The organism is Gordonia sp. NPDC003424 (assembly GCF_053588655.1).
The window spans coordinates 1-22,948 of record NZ_JBSFQJ010000011.1 but is presented as its reverse complement, the minus strand read 5'-3'; the positions used below and the strand labels follow the sequence as shown (position 1 = coordinate 22,948).

Here is a 22,948-nt window from a genome sequence, read left to right as displayed (position 1 = left end):
GAGAAAGGCACTGCGATGAACCTCCGACGAGACCCCGGCGGATCGCCCGACGATCCCGGACAGCCCGTGTCGACCACCGATCTCCCGGCGGTCGCCCGCAAACGCGATCGCACGCATTGGCTGTATGTCGGCGTCATCGTCGCGGTTGTCGCGGGTGCCGCGGTCGGCCTGATCTGGCCCGAGGTCGGCAAGGACCTCGGCGTGCTGGGCACCATGTTCGTCAGCCTGATCAAGATGATGATCGCGCCGGTCATCTTCTGCACGATCGTGCTGGGCATCGGCTCGGTGCGCAAGGCCGCCACGGTCGGCAAGGTGGGCGGCCTGGCCTTCGTCTACTTCTTGGCGATGTCGACGGTCGCGCTGGCGATCGGCCTGGTGGTGGGCAATCTCATCAAGCCCGGTGACGGTCTCAACATCAGCTCGGTGTCGGGCAAGGGCGCCGAACTCGCCGAGAAGGCACACGCTTCCGGCGGCACCATGGACTTCATCCAGGGCATCATCCCGACCTCGATGCTGTCGGCGCTGACCGAGGGCAGCGTGCTGCAGGCCCTGTTCGTCGCGCTGCTGGTCGGTTTCGCCATCCAGGCGATGGGCCGCACCGGTGAGCCGGTCCTGGTGGCCGTCTCCTACTTCCAGAAGCTCGTCTTCAAGGTGCTGACCATGATCCTGTGGATCGCGCCGATCGGTGCGTTCGGCGCGATCGCCAACGTCGTCGGCCAGACCGGCTGGGCGGCGATCCAACAGCTGCTGATCCTGATGCTCGCGTTCTACATCACCTGTGCGCTCTTCGTGTTCGGTGTGCTCGGTGTCCTGCTGCGCACCGTCGCCGGGGTCTCGATCTTCCGTCTGGTTCGCTACCTGGCCCGTGAGTACCTGCTGATCTTCGCGACGTCCTCGTCGGAGTCCGCGCTGCCGCGTCTCATCGCCAAGATGGAGCACCTGGGCGTAGAGAAGACCACCGTGGGCGTGGTGGTCCCGACCGGCTACTCGTTCAATCTGGACGGCACCGCGATCTACCTGACGATGGCCTCGCTGTTCATCGCCGACGCGATGGGTGACCCGCTGTCGATCAGCGAGCAGATCGGTCTGCTGGCGTTCATGATCATCGCGTCCAAGGGCGCAGCGGGCGTCAGCGGCGCCGGACTGGCCACGCTGGCCGGCGGCCTGCAGGCCCACCGCCCCGAGATGCTCGACGGCGTCGGCCTGATCGTCGGCATCGATCGGTTCATGTCGGAGGCCCGCGCGGTCACCAACTTCTCCGGCAACGCCGTCGCCACCCTGCTCGTCGGGTCGTGGACCAAGACGGTCGACAAGAACCAGGTCGACGACGTGCTGTCCGGCCGGGACCCGTTCAACGAACTCGACATGGTCGACGACGACGTGCTCGACGATCGCGCCGAGAGCTCGGGTCGGTCACGGCAGCTCGTCGATCACTGACCATCGACGGCAACGGCCGCTCACCAATCTGGTGAGCGGCCGTTGCCGTGTTCGGATGTGCGGGTCAGGACACGGCGGCTGCGGTCGACATGACGCGCAGAGCGGCGACCAGTCCGTCGATCAGGTCGCCCTGACGAAAGCCGGTCACGGCCGCGGTGACACCGAGCTGTGCGACCCGGTCGTTGACCCGATCGGCCACCTTGACGCCGGAGACCACGACCACGTCGTGGGTGTTGGGCGAGACCGCGATCAGGGTTCCGTGGGCCGGTTCGGGCGCGCGCAGCAGGATCTCGCGGGCATCCGCGGTCGCATCCGAGCCGAGTTCGCCGATGTAGACCGAGAACCGGACGTAGGCCTTCTCGCTCGCGTCCTTGAGGGCGTTGTCGAGGCCGACGAGCTCATCGCGCGTGAACGGCGGCGTCGTGGGCGCGTCGCCCGGGAACCGGGTGGCCGACACACGTCCGCCGTTGGTGACGACCGTGCCGATCGGCAGCGAACTCGCGGCCGCTGATGTGACGGCGACGTCGCCGTGCTGTCCGTGGACCACCTCACCACTTGCCACTTGCCGAACCTCCGTCCACGTCGGTCGCCTCCGCATGGTGAGCCAGGGTCATCGGCTCGATGTCGGTGGCGCTGAACAGCAGCGGTGCGTGTTCCCACTGCTGATCGAGGGTGTAGTTCTGCACCTTCGGGTATTTCAGGCCGTGCGAGAACGCCATGGAGATCACACAGGCCAGGACGGACACGACGACGAGGATCGTGACCGGCACTCCGATGGCGACGATCAGGTTGTCCATGTCACCCTTTCGATCGGTTGGCGCGGGCCTGCAGGCGGCTGCGGTGCAGGTCGTGTGATCAATCTAGCCCACGGAATCGGGCCGCGGGCAGTGACCCCTACAACGTGTCGTAGACGTGCTGCGCGGCGGCTAGCGTCACGCCGCGCCCTCGCCGATGTACTGCGACCACGCCGGATCGATCTCCTTGACGGTGGCCAGTAGTCGCCAGTGCCGGCCCTTCGGCGGTGTCGGGTTGACGTGCAGCGTCCAGCCCAATTCGCTGAGCAGATGGTCGGCCTTACGGTGGTTGCAACTCGCACAGCAGGCGACGCAGTTCTCCCACGTGTGCGACCCGCCGCGGCTGCGTGGCACGACATGGTCGATCGTCGTCGCCTTGGCGGCGCAGTAGCCGCAGCGGAATCGGTCGCGGTGCATCAGGGCGGCCCGGGTCATCGGGATGACGGCGCGATACGGCACCTTGACGTAGCTCCGCAGCCGGATCACCGACGGCACCGGCACCGCGAGTTCGGCGGAGTGGACCGACATGCCGGTGTCGTCGGCATGGATCACGTCGGCCCGTTCCCGGAGGACGAGCACGATCGCGCGCCGCAGCGACACGGCGGTCAGCGGCTCGTAGGTGGCGTTGAGGAGCAGGACCCGGCGGCGACCCCAGAGCGACCCGGTGTGGGACGTCGTCGGCGACGGGGGCAAGGACGAGACGGCGTCGGATTCGCGGCCGCCGGGCACGGGGGTGAGGGCATGGACACGCTGACGGGCACCCTCGGCCGATGCCGTCTTTCGTACGCCCCTACTCGTCATACGCGTCTCCCGCCTGCAACCGACGACGTCAAGTTGACCACGGAACACCTGCCTTTGCACGACAAATCTGCGTGTCAACGCAGGTCGGCCACGTGAACAGCCGATGACGTTCACGTCGCCGACACCACGATGTTGAGGACCGTCGCGCTCGTCGGGACAATGGTGGCGTGAGCACAGACATCCCCGGCGGCATCTCGTCGAGCATCCCCGCGACCCAGCCGACCTTCTACGACGAGGTCGGCGGTGCCGAGACGTTTCACAAGCTCACCGCTCGCTTCTACGAGGAGGTCGCGGCCGACGAGGTCCTGCGGCCGCTGTATCCCGAGGAGGACCTCGGGCCCGCCGAGCGACGGCTCCGCATGTTTCTCGAGCAGTACTGGGGCGGCCCGCGCACCTACTCCGAGGAGCGCGGCCACCCGCGGCTGCGGATGCGTCATCACCCGTTCCGCATCGGGCCCATCGAGCGTGACGCCTGGTTGCGCTGCATGCACACCGCCATCGCGTCGATCGACGCGCAGACGCTCGACGACCCTCATCGTCAGGCCTTGGTGGACTACATGGAGATGGCCGCGAATTCGATGATGAACTCCCCGTTCTGACACGCCGGGCGTCACGGAGACGCGCCGATCCGACCAGTAGTTCTCACCGAAAACACAGGTAAGGCACAATGACGACGGTGAGCGACGAGACATCGGACGTTGTCCCCGCCGACCCGGATCCCCAAGGCGCCCACGAGGCATCCCCCGCCGACGACAACGACAACAGTGTGCCGCCCGCGGACGAATCCTCGGACGAGGTTGCCGGTGACCCCTCAGATGACGCCTCGGATGATGCATCGGCGACAACAGATTCGGTCGACAACTCCGACGACGAGCACGCCGACACCACAGAAGACGACACCACAGCAGGCGACGCCACGGCGAACGACGAAGCAGCAGACGACATCGCAGCAGACGACGACACCGGCCAAGATGACGCGGACCCCACAGCAGACGACGCCGGGCAGGACGACGCCGGGCACGATGACGTAGACGCCACGGCAGACAACGCCGTTGACGAAGCAGCCGGTGACGAACCAGCCGTTGACGAAGCAGCCGACACCGACACCGCCGAAGCCCAGCCCGACACCGACGAGGCTGCGGTGCCCGACGCCGAGGACACCGCTGACGCGGACGCCGACGCCGACGCCGAGACCACCGACGCCGAGACCACCGACGCCGAGACCACCGACGCCGACACCATCGCGGACGCCGCCGAGTTGGACGCCGAGGACACGGTCGATACGGACGAGACACCCACAGACGCCGAGACACCCACAGACGACGCCGAACAGCCGGCACCCGTGCCGGCTTCGGCGGCCACCCAGCTCGATCCCGACGACAACACCTGGTGGCAGTCGGCGATCTTCTATCAGATCTATCCCCGGTCGTTCTCGGATCTCAACGGCGACGGGGTCGGGGACCTCGCCGGCATCATCGAACGGCTGGGGTATCTCGAACTGCTCGGTGTCGACGCCATCTGGCTGAGCCCGATCATGCGCTCCCCCATGGCCGATCACGGCTACGACGTGTCCGATCCGCGTGACATCGATCCCGTGTTCGGCGACATCGCACTGTTCGATCAGCTCATCGCGGACGCACACGACCGCGACATCCGGGTCACGATGGACCTGGTCCCGAACCACACCAGCAGCGAGCATCCCTGGTTCGTCGAGGCACTGGCCGCCGAGCCGGGCAGTCCGGAACGGGCGCGCTACATCTTCCGCGACGGTGTCGGCGAGAACGGTGACGAGCCCCCCAACAACTGGCGCAGCGTGTTCGGCGGGCCGGCGTGGACCCGCGTCCCGTCCCCCGACGGCACCCCCGGCCAGTGGTACATGCACATCTTCGCCGAGGAACAACCCGATCTGAACTGGGAAAACCCGGAGGTGTTCGACGACCTGGAGAAGACTCTCCGATTCTGGCTCGACCGCGGCGTCGACGGATTCCGGATCGACGTCGCGCACGGCATGGCAAAACCCGCCGACCTCCCGGACATGGATCTCGAATCGGTCGGCCTGCTGGAGAACAAGGACGACGACCCGCGATTCAACAACTATGCGGTCCACGACATCCACCGCAAGATCCGGAAGGTGATCGACGAGTACCCGGGTGCGGCGAATGTCGGCGAGATCTGGGTCGACGACAACGAACGATTCGCGGAGTACCTGCGACCCGACGAACTGCACCTCGGATTCAACTTCCGTCTGGCGAAGGCCACGTTCGACCCGGAGTCGATCCGCGCGGCGATCGAGAACTCGTTGGAAGCCGTCCTGTCGGTCAGCGGCACCCCCACGTGGACGTTGTCCAACCACGATGTCGACCGTGAGGTGACACGGTACGGGCGGGTGTCCGACGACGGCGTCGACATCGATCTGGGCATCTTGCGCGCCCGCGCGATGCTCCTCGTCGAACTCGCGCTGCCGGGCACCGTATTCATCTACAACGGCGCCGAACTGGGGCTGCCGAATGCGGAGCTGCCCGACGAGGCGCTGCAGGATCCGGTGTGGGAGCGGTCCGGCCACACCGAACGCGGCCGCGACGGATGCCGGGTTCCGTTGCCCTGGGAGGGATTCGAGCCGCCGTTCGGGTTCAGCACCAACCCCGACACCTGGTTGCCGATCCCCGACTCGTGGACGAGGTTCACCGTCGAGGCACAGCTCGAGGATGTCGGTTCCACTCTGTCGCTCTACCGTCAGGCCATCGAACTGCGTTATGCCCGGCCGGAATTCGCTGGTGAAACGGTCGATTGGTACGGCGCGCCGGAGGGCTGCCTGGCGTTCCGGCGGTCCGAGGGACGCCTCATCTGCGCGTTGAACGCCGGCGACGTGCCGGTCTCGTTGCCGCCGGGCGAGATCCTGCTGACCAGCTACCCGCTGGTCGACGGACAGTTGCCCGCGAACTCGGCCGCCTGGCTGGTCTGATCAGCGGTTCCGACGGCTCGGCCCGGCTACGGGTCAGACCACCCGCATCGCGATGCGCTCGCGACGCGCGAACACCGAGCCGTAGCGGGCGTCGGCGCGAATCCACGCCCCCGACAACCGGATTCGGACCGGCTCGGCGGCGTCGATGAGGTCGACCGGTGACGTCTCGGTGACCTCGCGCCCGGCGGCGTCGCGGATGAATCCCATGGCGGTCAGCGCGAAGAGCGACCGCAGAGACACCGACGCGCGCCGCGTTCCGTCCGCCGAGGACACGTCGAGGACGTCCTGGTCGAGCAGCCCGGTCGCCGGGCCGTGTGCACTGCCCTCGTCCCGGGCCAATTGTGCTCCACCCCTGGATAATTCGACGACGGTGCGGGCGGGGACGTCGTCGAGGTGGGTGAAACCGGTCGTCGGCGGCAACGCTCCGCGCCAAGCGCTGTCGAGGCCGAATCCCGGGTCGACGGGCACACCCGGTAACGCCGAGGCCAGCGCCGCGCGCAAAGTGGTTGCATCACAGACGATGTCGTCGGGTCGCATCGAACCGAACACGGACCGGCCGGCCAGGACGTCGAATCCGGTGTTCACCCACAGCCCGAGCAGACCGTCCGGCCGCGCAGCGATGCGGATCACCGCAGTGTCGTCGAGTCGCACCGCGCGGGCCAGAAATGCGGTCGCATCGGTCCGGTCACCGGGCCCGGTGAGCGTGATGTGGCGTTCGGGTGCGGTCACTGCACCACCGACATCACGCCGGACCGACCTGCACCGGAAGCCCGTTCAACACGGCCGTGCCCGACAGCGGATCGAGCACCGATCCGTCGTTGAGCTGGTTGACGTTCACCCCGGGATGTTCGGCGGCGACGGCGAGTCGGGTGCCGGCGACATCGTGGCCCCACCCGTGCGGCAGCGATGCCACCCCGGGACGGATGTCCGGCGTGATCTCGATCGGCACCCGCAGTTCGCCGGCCGGTCCCTTCACGATCGCGATGTCGTCGAGGCCGAGGCGGGCGGCGTCGTCGGGGTGGATCTGCAGGGTGCATTGATTGGTGCCGCCGGACAGGGCGGTGAGATTGTGCATCCAGCTGTTGTTGGAGCGCAGGTGCCGTCGACCGATGAGTACTAGGTCGGCGGGCCCGCGATCGAGTGCGCTGCGCAGCCGGTCGACGTCGGCGACCAGGTCGTCGGCGGCGAGTTCGACGGTCCCCGAGGCGGTCCGCAGGACGCCGGGCAGACGGGGTTGCATCGGGCCGAGGTCGATCCCGTGCGGTGCGTCGAGCAGTCGGCTCAGCGTCAGGCCGTCGGGCCGGGTCCCGAAGGCATCCCCGTACACGCCGAGGCGCAGCATCATGTCCAGGCGCCGTTCGTAGCCGGGCCCGTCGGCCACCATGCTCTTCAATTCGTCGACGTCACGGCCGGCCACCGGCGAATGCGGATCCGACACCTCCTTGGACAAGGTCATCCCGATCACCTGGTCGTCGACCAGCGCGGGATCGGAGTGCACGCCGAAACCGTAGATGGCCAACACGATTCGCGACAGGATCTCGCACTCGTCGGGTCGGCCGGTCGTGTCGAACACGGGCGGCGTGTAGCGGGCGGTGGCCCGGATCGCGAGGTTGTCGAGGACGAAGTCGTGGTGGGGCGCCTGCGACGGTGGTGGCGGAGGCAGGATCACGTCGGCGTGGCGGGTGGTCTCGTTGAGGTAGGGGTCGATGGCGAGCATGAAGTCGAGGCCGCCGAGGGCCGCGGCCAGCCGGTGACCGTCGGGCGCCGACAGCACCGGGTTGCCGGCGACGGTGATCAACGCGTGGAGTTGGCCGTCGCCCGGGGTGTCGATCTCCTCAGCGAGTGCCACGGCGGGCAGTTCTGCCGCGACCTCGGGGTGGCCCGACACCCGGCTGCGCCACCGTCCGGTGCGGAAACCCTTGCCCGGCTTCGGCGCTCGAGGCGCGGCGGCGGTCGCCGAGAGCGGGAACATGACCCCGCCGGGGCGGTCGAGGTTGCCGGTGAGGATGTTGATGGCGTCGATGAGCCAACTGCCGAGCGTGCCGAATTCCACCGTGGTGGTGCCCATCCGGCCGTAGACCGCAGTGGTCGGCGACTCGGCGATCGAGTGCGCCAGTTCCCGGATCTGCGCGGCGTCGAGGTCACAGTGGCCAGCCACCCGCTCCGGTGTGAAATCGGCAGCGAGGGAGCGTAATTCGTCGACTCCGGTGACATGGCGGCCGATGCCGCCGAGGTCGGGTGCGATCAGGTCGTCGGCGAACAGGACATGCACGACGGCGAACAGCAGGGCGGCGTCGCTCCCCGGCCGCGGCGCCAGATGCACGTCGGCGAGTTTGGCGGTGCGTGTGCGGGCGGGATCGATGACGGTCAGCCGCCCACCCCGCTTCTTCAGCGCGGCGAGCCGTCCCGGGAAGTCCGGGGCGGTGGCCAGACTGCCGTTGGAGACAACGGGATTCGCGCCGATGATCACCAGGTGGTCGGTGCGGTCGACATCGGGGACGGTGAACGTCGCCGCGTGACCGTAGAGGTACCCCTGAGCCACCTGCTTGGGCATCTGGTCGAGCGTGCTCGCGCTGAAGACGCTCTTGGTGCCCAGGGCGCGCGCCACCAGCGGGCCGTACAACGCGCCGGCCACGGTGTGCGCGTTGGGGTTACCGAGATAGAGCCCCACCGCCGAGCCGCCGTGCTCATCGATCACCGCCCGTAGCCGTTGCTCGACGACGTCGAACGCCTCGGCCCAATCCACCTCGACCAGTTCCCCGTCGCGGCGGACCAGGGGTGCGCCGAGCCGGTCGGGGTCGTTGTCGAGTTCGGGCAGGCTGGCGCCCTTCGGGCACAGGTAGCCGTGGCTGAACACGTCCTCGGCATCGCCGCGGGCCGAGAGCACCCGGCCGCGGTCGTCGTCGACCTGCAGGGTCAACCCGCAGGTCGCCTCGCACAGTGGGCAGATACGCAACGCCGTCCGGGCCATGGTTCACCATAACCCGCGTGCGTCAGCGGATGACACTGCGCAGTTGCCGCGCCGCGACCGACAGGGTGGCGAGGTCCATCGTGCCGCCCTCCTCGATCTCGGTGAGCGTCGCACGCACGCGCGAGAGCCGCGACGAATGCGACAGCTCCCACTCCTCGATCTTCTCCGCCGCGGACTCCTCGGGCTCTCCGACCTCGAGGACCTTCAGCGTCAACGCCCGCAAGGCACCCTGCATGTCGTCGCGAAGGGCCAACCGCGCCAGCGCATGCCACCGGTCGCCGTACTCCAGTTCGGACACCGCGGTGAGCAGCTCCTCGATGCCGAAATGTTCCATCACCGCGAAGTAGGTCTCGCCGACCTCCACCGGGTCCCGATCGGCGATCTCGGCGGCGTCGATGATGTCGAGCAGACAGAACCGGTGCAGACTGACCGCCGCGTCGTGTGCGAGGTCCTGCGGCACCCCGGCCTCCTGGTAGTGCCGGGTCCGTCGGTCGACGTCGAGCGCCGAACTGGCCCCGAACCAGCTGTCGATCAGCGCCGTCAGGTCGGCCACCCGGTCGCGGTAGCGGGTGATCTCGGCGGCCATCGCGAGCGGTTGCGGGCGGAACGCCAGGAGCCATCGCGATGCGCGGAACAGCAACCGCCGCGAGTAGAGCATCATCTCGTCGATCGCCGGTACCGCCGCCGGTGCGTTCTGGATACGGGCGAACAGCTCATCCATGCCGAACGCCGCGCTCGCCACGACGTAGGCGCGGACCCCCTCCTCGGTCGAGGAGCTCGCCCCCTCACCCAGCCGGAACAGGTGGGTGGTGCCTGCCTTGTCGATGACGTCGTTGACCAGGGTGGTGGTGACGATCTCGCGGCGCAGACGATGAGACCGGATACCGGAGGAGAACCGTTCGCGCAGCGGCACGGGGAAATAGTCCGCGAGTCGGTCGTCGAACACCTCGTTGTCGGGGGTGTCGGTGGCCAGCAGATCCGCTTTGGTCGCCAGCTTCACCTGCGCCATCAGCGTCGCCAACTCGGGCGAGGTCAGGCCGCGGTGCAGTTCGCCATGAATCCGCTTCTGCAGTTGCGCGGGTTCCGGCAGCGCCTCGAGCTTCAGATCCACACCGTGGACGCGGGACAGGTAGCCGAGCAACCGCGCGTGGACGTCGACCCGCTCCAGTGAGTACTGCCGGCAGAAACCGAGTTCGGCGTTCTGTGCCACGTTGTCGGTCAGCACGAGGTCGGCGACCTCGTCGGTCATCGACCCGAGCAGCGGATTGCGTTCGGCGCCCGCCAGATTCCCCGACGACACCATCGAGTCGAGCAGGATCTTGATGTTCACCTCGTGGTCGGAGCAGTCCACGCCGGCCGAGTTGTCCATCGCGTCGGTGTTGACCCGGCCACCGCAGAGGTCGAACTCGATGCGCCCGCGCAGCGTCACACCGAGGTTGCCGCCCTCCCCGATCACCTTGGCCCGCAGCTGATTTCCGTCGACGCGGATCGCGTCGTTGGCCTTGTCGCCGACCTCGGCGTCGGATTCGGTGGACGCCTTCACATAGGTGCCGATGCCGCCGTTCCACAGCAGGTCGACCGGTGCGAGGAGCACCGCGCGGATCAGTTCCGGCGGCGACAGCGCGGTGACGCCGGTGGCGAGGCCGAGGGCGGCGGCCATCTCGTCGCTGATCGGGATCGACTTCTGGTCCCGCGGCCACACGCCACCCCCGGGACTGATCAACGACTTGTCGTAGTCGGCCCACGACGAGCGGGGCAGCGCGAACATGCGCGCGCGTTCGGCGAACGACGTCGCCGCAACCGGATTCGGGTCGACGAACACGTGCCGGTGATCGAAGGCGGCGACCAGTCGGATGTGTTCGGAGAGCAGCATGCCGTTGCCGAACACGTCGCCGCTCATGTCGCCGATGCCGACGACGGTGAAGTCCTCGGTCTGGGTGTCGGTGCCCATCTCCCGGAAATGGCGTTTGACCGACTCCCACGCACCGCGGGCGGTGATGCCCATGGCCTTGTGGTCGTAGCCGGCCGACCCGCCCGACGCGAAGGCGTCGCCTAGCCAGAATCCGTAATGTGCGGCAACGTCATTGGCGATGTCGGAGAAGGCCGCGGTGCCCTTGTCGGCGGCCACCACCAGGTACGGGTCGTCTCCGTCGCGGCGCACCACCGAGTGCGCCGGCACCACGGCGCCGGACTGCCGGTCGATGTTGTCGGTCACGTCGAGCAACCCGGCGATGAATCGGCGGTAGCACGCGATGCCCTCGGAGCGCTGTGCCTCACGGTCGGTGACCGGGTCGCCGGTGGGCGCCGGTGGCCGCTTGACGATGAATCCGCCCTTGGCGCCGACCGGCACGATGACGGCGTTCTTCACCGCCTGCGCCTTCACCAGTCCGAGGATCTCGGTGCGGAAGTCCTCACGCCGGTCCGACCACCGCAAGCCGCCGCGCGCGACCATGCCGAACCGCAGGTGCACACCCTCCACCCGCGGCGAGTACACGAAGATCTCGTGCAGCGGTCTCGGTTGCGGCGCCTGCGGAATCTCTCGCGTGCGGAGTTTGAACGACATCATCGGCTGGTGCCCGGACTCGTCGGTCACGTAGAAGTTGGTCCGCGACGTCGCGGTCAGCACCGCGACAAAGGCGGACAGGATGCGGTCGGCGTCCAGGCTGATCACCGCCCCGACGTCGTCGCGCAGCCGGTCGAGGACCGCGTTGCGTCGGTCCTCGTCGGCGGCGGCCGGGTCGAACGACGCCGCGAACAGGTCGACGAGTCCGCGGGTGACCGACCGGTGCTCACCCAGCACCGCGGCGACATGGCTTGTGGTGTAGGAGAATCCGCATTGGCGTAAGTAACGCCCGTAGGCCCGGAGCATGGCCGCCGACCGCCAGTCGAGCCCGCAGCGGATGACGAGTTCGTTGTAGTCATCCACCTCGGCGAACCGCCGCCAGATCTGCCGGAACGCATCGGTGAACCGGTTTTCCAGGTCATGCTGCGACTCGGCGTCGACGGACATGCCCGGAGCCAGCGTGACGCCGAATTCGTATGCCCAGCAAGATAATCCGTCCGGCCGGACGAGGTGGTAGGGATGCTCGTCCAGCACGTCGAGACCGAGGCTGTGCAGCACCGGCAGCACATCGGTCAGGGTCGCGCTCTCCCCACCCAGATAGAGCGTGAACACCCAACGGGCACCGGACAATTCGTCCGTGATCGGGGCGGCGTCGGCCGGATCGTCGATGAACCGGCTCAGCGCGACGGTCACGCCGCCCTCGTCCAGACCCGCGACATGGATCAGGTCACCGAGCGCGGCGCGGGGCGAGCGGAGCTCCTTGTACTCCTCCGGCAGCCCCGGCAGCATCCGCAGCAGGGTGTCGAGGCCGCCGGCCGGCCAGTGCGCCAGCATCTGCTCGGGCGTCATCTCCATCGCGGTCGCACGGCCGAGGGCGCGGACACGTTCGTCCCAACTGCGGATCGCCTCGGACAGGTGGGTCTGCATCTCCTCGTGCCGGGCGCTACCGGTGTCCAGCGGACCGAGGGCACGAGTGATCTCGGTGTCGACGCGCATCAGGACCTGCAACAACGCCAACGGCATCTCGCTGACCCGCGCGGTGTACTCGACCTCGGAACCGCCGAGCAGTTTCCGCAGCTCGTCCTGCAGCGTGAGTCGGGCGCGCGTGTTGTAGCGGTCACGCGGCAGATAGATGAGCGCGGAGGCCATCTGCCCGTCGGGGTTGGCGCGGACGAACAGTCGCAACGATCGGGTGGCGACCGCGTCGAGCATCTCGTCGACGCGGCGACGGAGCTCGTCCACGGTGGCCGCGAACATCTCCACCAGTGGATAGTTCTGCAGCAGTTCGAGCATCGACTGGCCGGCGTAGGAGTCGTCCTCGACGCCGGACTGTTCCAGCACGGTCTCGACCTTCCGGCGCAGCACCGGCACGTCCAGAACCGTCTGATGCAGGCCGGAGGAGGTGAACGAACCCAGGAATCGGTACTCGCCGTCGGCTCTGCCGTGTGCGTCGAAGGCCGGCACCTGCAGCAGGCACGGGAAGTTGGATCGCTGGATGCCGGTCTCCAGGAAGACCCGCGTCACACGCGGCACCAGCGGCAGCTCGGTGACCAGCGGGAAAGCACTGGGGACGGCGCCGGTGCGCCAGATGCCGAGGCGGTCGTCGGTGGAGCCGTCGGCCGCGACGTGCAGATAGCCCAGGGGCACGAAGTGGTTGCCCGCGAACCACTCGAGCAGCAGCGCGTACTCGGCACTCTGCTCCGGCGTGATACCGGTCGAGGCACTGACGGGGATGGCCATACAGTGACCCGCCAGCATCGTCATCCGGGAGCGCATCTCGGTGACGTCACGCTCCACGTCGGCCACGCGGCCGATGACCTCGGCGATGTCGGTGCGCAGTCCCGCGAGATCCACGTCGGGTTGATGCGAGAGTGCGGTGACGAAGATCCACGATTCCACCGTCGCGGATTCCGCGTCTGCGGCGAAGTCGGACAGCGTGCCGTCGCCGGTGCGGATCACCGGCAGCACCGGATGATCCATCCGACTCACGGTGAGGCCGTGCGCCTCGACGGTGGTGAGGACCGCCTCCACGAGGTGCGGCATATCGTCGTTGACCGCCACCACCTCGATCCCACCGGAGTGGGTCGTGACGACGTCGATGAGCCGCGCGCCCGGGTCACGCCGATGCGCGACCTCGAGGTGGCGACGCACACGCTCGACCTCTTCGGGATCGAGGCTGTCCGGGTCCGGCAGCTCGGCGTCGTCGTCACCGTTGATCGACGACGAACTGAAGTAGCGCGCAATCGCTTGTGGCAGAAGCGATGTCGTGTTCGACAACCGTATTCACCCCATTGTGACAAACGTCGGGGCCACGGGGGACCCGCGGCATTTCCCCCGTCGATACTAGTGACTGATCACGCCTCGTATGCGCGACATGACGTCGCCACGCGCCGGCCGGCCACTGCGGGCGGGTCGGCCACTCCGGGCCGGCCTGCCACGCGGGCGGCTCGGCTCAGTCGCGGGTGAGTTTGCGGTGGGTGACGCGGTGCGGGCGGGCGGCGTCGGCGCCGAGGCGTTCGACCTTGTTGGCCTCGTAGGCCTCGAAGTTGCCCTCGAACCAGAACCACTTGCCCTCTTCGACATTGCCCTCCCACGCCAGGATGTGCGTACAGGTGCGGTCGAGGAACCAGCGGTCGTGGCTGATCACCACGGCGCAGCCGGGGAATTGCTCCAGCGCGTTCTCCAGCGAGCCGAGGGTCTCCACGTCCAGGTCGTTCGTCGGCTCGTCGAGCAGGATCAGGTTGCCGCCCTCTTTCAGGGTGAGCGCGAGGTTCAGGCGGTTGCGCTCACCACCGGAGAGCACCTCTGAACGCTTCTGCTGATCGGGCCCCTTGAAGCCGAAAGCGCTGACGTAGGCGCGCGAGGGCATTTCGTTCTGGCCGACCTCGATGTAGTCGAGCCCGTCGGAGACGACTTCCCACACCGACTTCTTCGGGTCGATGTTGGCCCGGTTCTGGTCGACGTAGCTGAGCTTGACCGTCTCGCCGACCTTCACATTGCCCGAGTCGGGCTGTTCGAGGCCGACGATGGTCTTGAACAGCGTCGTCTTCCCGACACCGTTCGGGCCGATGACACCGACGATGCCGTTACGCGGCAGGGTGAACGAGAGATCCTTGATGAGGACCCGGCCTTCGAAGCCCTTGTCGAGGTGATCGACCTCGACCACCACGTCACCGAGGCGCGGCGGGGTCGGGATCTGGATCTCCTCGAAGTCGAGCTTGCGTGTCTTCTCGGCCTCGGCGGCCATCTCCTCGTAGCGGGCCAGGCGCGCCTTGTTCTTGGTCTGCCGCGCCTTGGCGCCGGAACGGACCCAGGCGAGTTCCTCCTTCAGCCGCTTCTGCAGCTTCTGGTCCTTCTTGCCCTGCACCTCGAGGCGTTCGGCCTTCTTCTCCAGGTAGGTGGAGTAGTTGCCCTCGTAGGGGATCAGCTTTCCGCGGTCGACCTCGCAGATCCATTCCGCGACGTGGTCGAGGAAGTAGCGGTCGTGGGTGACGGCCAGGACGGCGCCCGGGTAGCTGGCGAGGAATTGCTCGAGCCACAGGACGCTCTCCGCGTCGAGGTGGTTGGTCGGCTCGTCGAGCAGCAGCAGATCCGGCTTGGACAGCAGCAGCTTGCACAACGCCACGCGGCGGCGTTCGCCACCGGACAGATGGGTGACCGGGGAATCGCCGGGCGGGCAGCGCAGCGCGTCCATGGCCTGCTCGAGCTGCGAATCGAGATCCCACGCGTCGGCGTTGTCCAGATCCTCCTGCAGCTTGCCCATCTCCTCCATGAGCTCGTCGGAGTAATCGGTGGCCATCAGTTCGGCGATCTCGTTGAAGCGGTCGAGCTTCAGCTTGGTCTCGCCCATGCCCTCTTCGACGTTCTGCTTGACCGTCTTGTCCTCGGTCAGCGGCGGCTCCTGCAGCAGGATGCCGACCGTCGCGCCCGGATCGAGGAACGCCTCACCGTTGGAGGGTTGGTCGATGCCGGCCATGATCTTCAGGATCGACGACTTGCCGGCGCCGTTGGGGCCGACGACGCCGATCTTGGCGCCGGGGAAGAACGACATGGTGACGTCGTCCAGAATCACCTTGTCGCCGTGCGCCTTACGCACCTTCTTCATGGTGTAGATGAACTCGCTCACGCTCTCGCCTCTCTACCGCGATGTTCGGGTCTGTTGTCAGCTATGGGCCTGCCGTCGAGCACTCGGCGATCGCCTGCCTCGCCTGAGCGGCGGTGCGATCGGGTGATCACGACACAACGACAGCCAAGTCTAGTCGCTCCCCATTCGCCCGGGCTGCCGCCTCACCCGACACCTATTCACCCGATCCGGATGACGACGCCGGACCGGAATGTCGCGACCGTGGAGATCGTCGCGCGCGCCCTCCCCCGCGCCGCGCCCGTCCGTCCGTCCGTCCGTCCGTCCGACGAGGAGAGCCGATGAGCCGTCCGAGCAACGCCCAGATCGAACTCGACATTCGGGATTCCACCCCGGACTGGGACCCGTATCTGCCGCCGAAGGCTCCCGATGGCGCGCCGAACGTGCTCTTCCTGGCGTGGGATGACCTCGGCTACGCGACGATGGACATCTTCGGCGGGCCGGTAGAGACCCCGAACATGAAGCGCATCGCAGACCGCGGCGTGAAGTTCGCCAACTTCCACACCACCGCGCTGTGCTCGCCGACCCGCGCTTCTCTGCTCACCGGCCGCAACGCGACGAGTTGCGGCATGGCCACGATCGCCGAGTTCTCCTCCGGCTTCCCCGGCATCTCCACCCGGATCCCGTTCGAGAACGGGTTCATCTCCGAGGTGCTCGCCGAACGTGGCTACAACACCTACTGCGTCGGCAAATGGCACCTCACCCCCGGAGAAGAATGCAACCTCTCGGCCTACAAGGGACGCTGGCCGCTCGGTCGCGGCTTCGAACGGTTCTACGGCTGGCTCGGCGGCGAGACCAACAACTGGTACCCCGACCTCGTCCACGACAACCATCAGGTGGAGGCGCCCGGCCGTCCCGAGGACGGCTATCACGTGGCGCCGGATCTCGCCGATCGGGCGATCGAGTTCGTGCGTGATGCCAAGGTCATCGACCCTGAGAAGCCCTTCTTCCTCTATCTGGCGCCGCAGGCCGGGCATGCCCCGCATCAGGCACCCGAGGAGTGGATCGACAAGTATCGGGGCCGCTTCGACGAGGGTTATGAGGCCATTCGGGCGGGCATCCTGGCCAAGCAGATCGAGCTCGGACTGCTGCCCGAGGGCACCGAGCTCTCCGACATCAACCCGCACGGTGAACCGCAGCGCACCGGCCCCGACGGGCAACCGTGGCCGCTGCTGGACACCGTGCGACCCTGGGACACCCTGAGCGACGACGAGACACGACTGTTCGCCCGGATGGCGGAGGTCTTCGCCGGCTACATCTCGTACTGGGACCATCACATGGGTCGGGTGCTCGACTATCTGGAGGAGTCCGGTCAACTCGACAACACCCTGATCGTGGTCATCTCGGACAACGGGGCCAGTGGCGAGGGCGGCCCGAACGGCGAGTTCAACGAGTGGCGTTTCTTCAACGGCCTGCCCAGCGACACCGCGGCGACCATGTCGCACATCGACGACCTCGGCGGGCCGAACTCGTACAACCACTACCCCACTGGTTGGGCCTGGGCGCTGGACACACCCTTCCCCTATTGGAAGCGATGGGCGGGCGCCGAAGGTGGCGTCGCCGACATGTGCCTGATGTCGTGGCCGGCGAAGATTCCCGCCTCGCCGACGCCCCACCAGCAGTACGTGCACGCCGTCGACATCGTGCCGACGGTGTACGAACTGCTCGACATCGAGCCACCGGAGACCATCAAGGGTTACCTGCAGTCACCCATCGAGGGCGAGAGTTTCGCCGCGGCGCTCACCGATCCCGACGCCCCCGGCAAGAAGACACAGTTCTACACCATGCTCGGGCAGCGCTCCCTCTACCACGACGGCTGGCTCGCCTCGACCGTGCATCCCCCCTTGTCGGGATGGGGACATTTCGACAAGGACGAGTGGGAGCTCTACCACCTCGAGACCGACCGGGCGCAGAAGTACAACGTCGCCGACGATCACCCCGATCGCCTCGAACGGCTCAAGCAACTGTGGTTCTACTACGCAGGCATCTACAACGGTCTGCCGCTCGACGACCGCAGCGCACTGGAGCAGGTCCTCGCCGAGCGACCGAAGGGAGCTCCTCCACGTGCCCGGTACGAGTACTTCCCCGGCATTGCCGATGTTCCGGAGTCGGCGGGCGCCGCGATCAACGGTCGCTCGTACACGATCGTCGCGGGAGTGGAGGTCGCCTCGGCCGACGCCGAGGGTGTGCTCTACGCACATGGGGGCGTCGCCGGCGGGCACAGCTTGTATGTCAAGGACCACCGACTGACCTATGTCTTCAACTGGGTGGGAACACATCTGCAGACCGTCACCGCCGACCGCGATATCACCCCGGGCCGGCACACGTTCTCCGCGGAGTTCCAGGTCGACGGACCGCACCAGGATCCGGCCATGCCCGGGTTCGCCGGCTCGCTGACGCTCTACATCGACGACGAGCAGGTCGGAGCCGGTCAGATCGTCACCCAGCCCGGTAACTTCTGTCTCGTCGGCGACGGGATCTGCGTGGGTCGCGACAGTGCCTCTCCCGTCACCCCCGACTACGCCGACCGAGGGGCATTCGAGTTCACCGGTGGCACAATCGACAAGGTGATCGTCGACGTGTCCGGTGACCGCTTCGTCGACCACGAGGCGCAGATCAGGGCCTGGCTGTCGATCGACTGAACAGGGATCGCCAGCCGAGAGTCCCTATCATCGTTCCTATGCCCGGCGACGACGGCCCGCTCGACGAGATCGCCGACGCGTTGTACGCACTGACGCCTGCCGAGTTCGTCGCGGCCCGCACCGAGTTCGCGAAGGCGGCGCGCACCGACGGGGACCGCGAACTCGCCCAACGAGTCGGTAAGCTCCGACGACCCACCCAGGTCGCCTGGGCCATCAACGCGTGGTCCCGCACCCACCCCGACGACGTCGACGACCTTGCCGAACTCGCCCGCGAACTGACCGACGCACAACGCCGGTCCGCCGCCGACCGGCTGCGCACGTTGTCGGCGCGACGGCAGGACCTGATCGCGACCGCGACCCGGGCGGTCTCCGCAGCGGCCGCCGATCAGGGCGCTCGACTCTCGGAGAACGCCCTCCGCGAGACCGGACAGACACTGCGCGCGGCGCTCGCCGACGAGGCCGTCCTCGCCGACCTGCGCCGCGGCCGGTTGGTCACCGCCGCCGAGTACAGCGGCTTCGGCCCCAGCGGGCTGTTCCTCGTTCCCGAGGCCGCGGCCCCGTCGCCGCCGCCAGATGCCGCTCCCCCGCCGGCCGACGGCTCCGACGTCGATGCAGCGGAGCGGCAACGCATCCGGGCCCAGATGCTCGCCGAGGCCGAGGCCCGGCTCGCCGACGCCCAGACCGCCGAGACGCACGCACGGGACGCCGAACAGCACCACGCCGGCGGGCTCGCCGATCTGGGTCGTCAGGTCACCGACCTCGAGGCGCGGATCGAGACGCTCACCGCCGAGCTCGCGCGCGGCGAGGACGAACTGCGCTTCCTCCACCGCCAGGTCACCGCCGCCGAGGCCGAGCACGCCACCGCCCGTGAGGCACTCACCTCTGCCCAGGAACGCACCGCGAGGGAACGGGAGGTCGTCGACGAGCTCCGCCGCCAGGCACCCCCGGCGGTCGAGTGAGTAGCCAACACCACGCGGATCGACGCCACTTCCTTTGTCCGACAGGTGATCTCGCTGCGCTCGGAGCCTGATCCGAACAGTCGTCCCCGCTGATCGAGTACGTAACCCTGGGCCGCCGCAGGCGGCCGGCGTGGACCGCGAAGAGCCGCAGCCCTTTTCGCTGATCGAGTAAGCCCGCGAGCTTGCGAGCGAGCGCATCGAGATCAACGGTGAACGAGATCTCGATGCGGACCCTCGCGTCAGGCCGCCGCGGGCTCGTCGTCGGCGATCTCCGGGACCGGCCGCACCGTCTCGGACTCCACATACCGCGCCACGCAGCGGCTGAGGTCGAGCCCGACGGCGACGGCGGTCATCTCCAGATCCGATCGCTTCTGCCCGTCGCCGGTCACGTACTCGTTGGTCTTGATCTGGCCGTGCGCGATGACGGGCCGGCCTTTCGCGATGGCCGCGCCCACACCGGCCAGCAGTCGGCGCCAACAACTCACGGTCAGGTAGAGCGTCGGACCGTCGGTCCACTCCTGCGTGCGTTTGTCCAGGCGCCGCGAGTTGCACGCGACGCGGAACGAGATCACCTCCTCGCCGGTCGTCGTCTGGCGACGACGCGGATCACTCACGACGCTGCCGATAACGGTGGTGTACGTCTCGAACATGCTTCACTCCTTGGGTTTTCCCGGCGCCACCTGCAATCGTGGCTGGAGTCAGCATCGGCCAGAAATCAACCCACGGACGAGGGAAGGCGCGATCTGTGGACAACTCGGTGGATCAGTTGCGCTTGTTGAGTTCCCTGAGCATCTTGTTGTAGTTCTCGAGGTCGGCGTCGTGATCGCGCACGGCCTTGCGGTCGTACCGGCGAGCCTGTTTCTCATCCTGCCGCCGCCACTGCACCAGCAAGGCCAGCATGATGACCACGAGCGGGATTTCGCCTGCCGCCCAGGCGATTCCACCGCCGGTTCGCTGATCGTCGAAGAGACTGTACTGCCATGGCAGGTTCAGCCCACGGTAGTAGGTCTCGGCGATGATCGCGCTCGTCATCATCAGCGCGACCCCGAAGAAGGCGTGGAAAGGCAATGAGCCCCAGACGATTCCGAGCTTGGCGACCGGTGACACCTGCCGTGGTGCGGGATCGATGCCGATGACGATCCAGTAGAACAGATAGCCGCTGACCAGGAAATGAGCGTTCATGACGATGTGCGCGGCGTGATACGGCACCACCGTCTCGAACAGCCCGCCGAGGTAGAGCGCGTAGAAGCTGCCGACGAACAGGATTGCGGCGACCACCGGGTGCGTGAGGAACCGTGAGAGCGGACTGTGGATCGCCGACTGAAGCCATTCGCGAGGGCCGGGCGGATTCCCGCGACCGGCCGGCGGCAGCGCCCGCAACGCCAAGGTCACCGGACCACCGAGGACGAGCAGAACGGGGACCATCATCGACATGAGCATGTGGGTGATCATGTGGATGCTGAACATCGCCGGCGCATATCGTCCGAGGCCCGACGACGTGGTGAACAACAACGCCGCACACCCGATGAGCCACGCGGCGCTCCGCCCGACCGGCCACGCATCACCCCGCCGCCGCAGTCTGACGACGCCGCGCACGTAGACGACGGCGAGGACGATCGCAAGCGTTCCGAACAGCGGATCGAATCGCCAGTCGAACAGGACTCGGCCGAGGGTGGGCGGCGCGTCGATGCGGTAGCCGATCGCGGCCTCGGCGGCGCTGAAATCCGCGCTTCCGGTGGCCGGCGGCGGGGTGCGCGAGAGCCCGACCGCCAGCCCGAATGTGGCTGCGAACACCAGGGTCTCGGCGATGCCGAATCGGACGAACACCGACCGGGTGGCGGGTTCGCTCTCGAGTCGGGCGATCGTGACCCGGCGATGCCAGGCGCCGAACGCTCCGAGCACCAGGAGCGCTGCCATTTTGGCCAGCACCAGTAGGCCGTAGGTGTCGGAGAACAGGTCGCCGACGGGGACCCGGACCAGCGCGTTGATCACACCGCTGACACCGACCACGACGATGCACCAGAAGGCGACCCGCGAGAACCGCCTCACGGCGAGGACTCGCCAGCGTCCGTCGGCCAGCGCGTAAGCGACGACGGTGAACAGACCGCCCATCCACACCGTCGCACCCAGGATGTGCAGGATCAGGCTGTTGGTGGCGATGTCGTGGTTGCCGCCGGTCGACGAATGCCCCGCCAGGGCCACCGGCATCAGACTCAGCACCGCGAAATAGAGCACCAGGAAGGTCCAACCCCAGGACAGGACCACCCGGGCCGCGGCCGCCGCGGCGATCGCGAAGATCGCCGTCCACATCCAGGTTCGCGCGTCGGCGACCTGCGAGTAGGCGGTGATCAGATTCGACGGCATGATCGACACCGACAGGGGCTGACCGCTGACGTCGGAGATCGACAGTGGGACGAGCAGCACCGCGCAGATCGCCCAGATCAGCGACGACGTCGCCGCGATCCGGATGGCCCGGAACCCGCCGACATCGAGGACCCCGTCGGATTGCGGCGGCACGAAGAACGCGGCGAAGATGGTCGAGCCCACCGCGATCGCGGCGGCGACCTCTCCCACCGCGGTGACGGTGGGCAGCCCAAAGCTGGTCGCCCACCCCGGATCGGGGACACCGGCCAGCTGCAGCTTCGACGACGCCGACATCGCGGTCACTGCGACGGCCACGATCGCCGCCAGCCACATGAGCGCCCACAGGAGACCGGCGACCACGCCGGGCCGTTCTCGCATCTGGTCCCGTCCGAACTCCTCCGGGGTCGCCGGGGACGCGCTGATCATGGAATCACTCTAGGCGGGATATACTCGCCCACGCTGCCGCCCCGAGCGGCATCAGCCTCCGTAGCTCAGGTGGATAGAGCAAGGGCCTTCTAATCCCTAGGTCGCAGGTTCGAATCCTGCCGGGGGCGCTCACCTCGACGGTGCCGCCGGACCGCCGGGACCAACGGCCTAGGTCCGGCATCACACCGCTTGCATACCCGCACTGACCTGCATAGATCGTAGAATCGAAGGTATGAACGGGGAAAAGAGCGAACAGCAGCAAATCGACGCGGTCCGCGACCGACTGGCCGCCCGCTTCATCGACCACACCACCGACGAAGTCGCCGCCAGCGTGGATACGGCCTATCACCGATTCGACGGGATCGTCATCCGGGATTTCGTACCGCTGCTGGTCGAGCGGCGTGCGATCAACGCCCTTCGCGATCCCGCCACCATCACCGCCTGAGTCCGCACCCGACCCGAGTGCCCTATCGAAGCCGGGACACGTGCGCCCTGAGATCAGGCACGGCTCACATCGCCCCGCGTCAGTCGGGTTCAGAAGGGTGGTGGTGGTCCGTCGTGGTGGCGTTTGTGGTTGCGGTTGCGTTCTGCTCGTCGGCGGGCGTGTTTGTTCGCCGTCCGACTGTGGGTGCGTGTCGGGCGGTCGATCGGTGGCGCCTGGGTGGGCGGTGCTTGCGGGGTCGCGGTGTAGCGGATGCGGCGCAGGCCGGGGAACAGTTCCTCCATGGTCTCGGCCTCACCCGGGATGACCAGTCCCTCGGGGGTGACCGTCTCGGTACGCAGCCGACCCTCGTCGTCGCGCCACATGTAATCGAGCCAGCCGGAGAACGTTTTCAGCAAGTGCCACGGCCGGCATTTCGGGTTCATGTTCTCCGAGGTGGTCTGACC

15 protein-coding genes, 1 tRNA gene and 1 pseudogene are annotated in these 22,948 nt (G+C 67.6%); 7 read left to right on the top strand and 10 right to left on the bottom strand.

Annotated features, from left to right (window positions below; genetic code table 11):
* Nucleotides 1–15 precede the first annotated feature (15 nt).
* Nucleotides 16–1,437: a cation:dicarboxylate symporter family transporter gene (locus tag ACWDTI_RS16715; RefSeq protein WP_449739226.1), complete on the top strand. Its 1,422-nt coding sequence runs from the start codon at nt 16–18 to the stop codon at nt 1,435–1,437.
* 64 nt (nt 1,438–1,501) lie between these two features.
* Here ACWDTI_RS16715 and ACWDTI_RS16710 read toward each other — a convergent pair whose 3' ends face one another.
* The 3 genes from ACWDTI_RS16710 to ACWDTI_RS16700 form a co-directional block, all read right to left on the bottom strand.
* A complete protein-coding gene (locus tag ACWDTI_RS16710; RefSeq protein WP_449739225.1) occupies nt 1,502–1,999 on the bottom strand; it encodes a DUF5130 family protein in 498 nt (165 codons plus the stop codon).
* On the bottom strand, nt 1,986–2,234 hold the full coding sequence (gene ctaJ / locus ACWDTI_RS16705; protein ID WP_449739224.1) for an aa3-type cytochrome oxidase subunit CtaJ: 249 nt from the start codon (nt 2,232–2,234) through the stop codon (nt 1,986–1,988). The genes ACWDTI_RS16710 and ctaJ overlap by 14 nt, the downstream gene beginning before the upstream one ends.
* Nucleotides 2,235–2,369: 135 nt before the next feature.
* Nucleotides 2,370–3,032 carry an HNH endonuclease gene (locus ACWDTI_RS16700; protein ID WP_449739223.1) on the bottom strand — a complete coding sequence of 221 codons (663 nt, stop codon included), beginning with the start codon at nt 3,030–3,032 and terminating at the stop codon, nt 2,370–2,372.
* Between the two features lie 167 nt (nt 3,033–3,199).
* On the opposite strand from ACWDTI_RS16700, the gene ACWDTI_RS16695 reads away from it, so the two are divergent.
* Complete coding sequence (locus tag ACWDTI_RS16695) at nt 3,200–3,631, top strand: globin (protein ID WP_449739222.1); 432 nt, start codon at nt 3,200–3,202, stop codon at nt 3,629–3,631.
* 344 nt (nt 3,632–3,975) lie between these two features.
* On the top strand, nt 3,976–5,994 hold the full coding sequence (locus tag ACWDTI_RS16690) for a glycoside hydrolase family 13 protein (RefSeq protein WP_449739373.1): 2,019 nt from the start codon (nt 3,976–3,978) through the stop codon (nt 5,992–5,994).
* Between the two features lie 33 nt (nt 5,995–6,027).
* Here ACWDTI_RS16690 and ACWDTI_RS16685 read toward each other — a convergent pair whose 3' ends face one another.
* The 4 genes from ACWDTI_RS16685 to ettA form a co-directional block, all read right to left on the bottom strand.
* A complete protein-coding gene (locus ACWDTI_RS16685; protein ID WP_449739221.1) occupies nt 6,028–6,723 on the bottom strand; it encodes a hypothetical protein in 696 nt (231 codons plus the stop codon).
* Between the two features lie 13 nt (nt 6,724–6,736).
* Nucleotides 6,737–8,965, bottom strand: a complete 2,229-nt coding sequence (locus tag ACWDTI_RS16680; protein WP_449739220.1) for a molybdopterin-dependent oxidoreductase — start codon at nt 8,963–8,965, stop codon at nt 6,737–6,739.
* Nucleotides 8,966–8,987: 22 nt separating this feature from the next.
* Nucleotides 8,988–13,805, bottom strand: coding sequence for an NAD-glutamate dehydrogenase (locus ACWDTI_RS16675; protein WP_449739219.1), 4,818 nt, complete (start codon nt 13,803–13,805; stop codon nt 8,988–8,990).
* 175 nt (nt 13,806–13,980) lie between these two features.
* Nucleotides 13,981–15,654 carry an energy-dependent translational throttle protein EttA gene (gene ettA / locus ACWDTI_RS16670; RefSeq protein WP_449739218.1) on the bottom strand — a complete coding sequence of 558 codons (1,674 nt, stop codon included), beginning with the start codon at nt 15,652–15,654 and terminating at the stop codon, nt 13,981–13,983.
* 296 nt (nt 15,655–15,950) lie between these two features.
* Between ettA and ACWDTI_RS16665 the strand changes: the two genes are divergently transcribed.
* On the top strand, nt 15,951–18,311 hold the full coding sequence (locus ACWDTI_RS16665) for an arylsulfatase (RefSeq protein WP_449739217.1): 2,361 nt from the start codon (nt 15,951–15,953) through the stop codon (nt 18,309–18,311).
* Between the two features lie 38 nt (nt 18,312–18,349).
* Entirely contained in the window at nt 18,350–19,270 is a 921-nt protein-coding gene (locus tag ACWDTI_RS16660) for a hypothetical protein (protein ID WP_449739216.1), read from the top strand.
* 239 nt (nt 19,271–19,509) lie between these two features.
* Here ACWDTI_RS16660 and ACWDTI_RS16655 read toward each other — a convergent pair whose 3' ends face one another.
* Together ACWDTI_RS16655 and ACWDTI_RS16650 are read right to left on the bottom strand one after the other, a co-directional pair.
* Entirely contained in the window at nt 19,510–19,920 is a 411-nt protein-coding gene (locus ACWDTI_RS16655; RefSeq protein WP_449739215.1) for a single-stranded DNA-binding protein, read from the bottom strand.
* Between the two features lie 112 nt (nt 19,921–20,032).
* Nucleotides 20,033–22,060, bottom strand: a complete 2,028-nt coding sequence (locus tag ACWDTI_RS16650) for a cytochrome c oxidase assembly protein (RefSeq protein WP_449739214.1) — start codon at nt 22,058–22,060, stop codon at nt 20,033–20,035.
* 54 nt (nt 22,061–22,114) lie between these two features.
* On the opposite strand from ACWDTI_RS16650, the gene ACWDTI_RS16645 reads away from it, so the two are divergent.
* Together ACWDTI_RS16645 and ACWDTI_RS16640 are read left to right on the top strand one after the other, a co-directional pair.
* Nucleotides 22,115–22,188: transfer RNA gene (locus tag ACWDTI_RS16645), tRNA-Arg, on the top strand.
* A 104-nt stretch (nt 22,189–22,292) separates the two neighbouring features.
* Nucleotides 22,293–22,505: a three-helix bundle dimerization domain-containing protein gene (locus ACWDTI_RS16640; protein WP_449739213.1), complete on the top strand. Its 213-nt coding sequence runs from the start codon at nt 22,293–22,295 to the stop codon at nt 22,503–22,505.
* 89 nt (nt 22,506–22,594) lie between these two features.
* Here ACWDTI_RS16640 and ACWDTI_RS16635 read toward each other — a convergent pair.
* A pseudogene (locus tag ACWDTI_RS16635) lies at nt 22,595–22,948 on the bottom strand (HNH endonuclease); the annotation flags it as partial.

Coding starts and splice junctions, on each gene's coding strand:
- ACWDTI_RS16640 (WP_449739213.1), top strand. CDS start 22,293: ATGAACGGGGAAAAGAGCGAACAGCAGCAAATCGACGCGGTCCGCGAC.
- ACWDTI_RS16715 (WP_449739226.1), top strand. CDS start 16: ATGAACCTCCGACGAGACCCCGGCGGATCGCCCGACGATCCCGGACAG.
- ctaJ (WP_449739224.1), bottom strand. CDS start 2,234: ATGGACAACCTGATCGTCGCCATCGGAGTGCCGGTCACGATCCTCGTC.
- ACWDTI_RS16700 (WP_449739223.1), bottom strand. CDS start 3,032: ATGACGAGTAGGGGCGTACGAAAGACGGCATCGGCCGAGGGTGCCCGT.
- ACWDTI_RS16680 (WP_449739220.1), bottom strand. CDS start 8,965: ATGGCCCGGACGGCGTTGCGTATCTGCCCACTGTGCGAGGCGACCTGC.
- ACWDTI_RS16650 (WP_449739214.1), bottom strand. CDS start 22,060: ATGATCAGCGCGTCCCCGGCGACCCCGGAGGAGTTCGGACGGGACCAG.
- ACWDTI_RS16665 (WP_449739217.1), top strand. CDS start 15,951: ATGAGCCGTCCGAGCAACGCCCAGATCGAACTCGACATTCGGGATTCC.
- ACWDTI_RS16660 (WP_449739216.1), top strand. CDS start 18,350: ATGCCCGGCGACGACGGCCCGCTCGACGAGATCGCCGACGCGTTGTAC.
- ACWDTI_RS16655 (WP_449739215.1), bottom strand. CDS start 19,920: ATGTTCGAGACGTACACCACCGTTATCGGCAGCGTCGTGAGTGATCCG.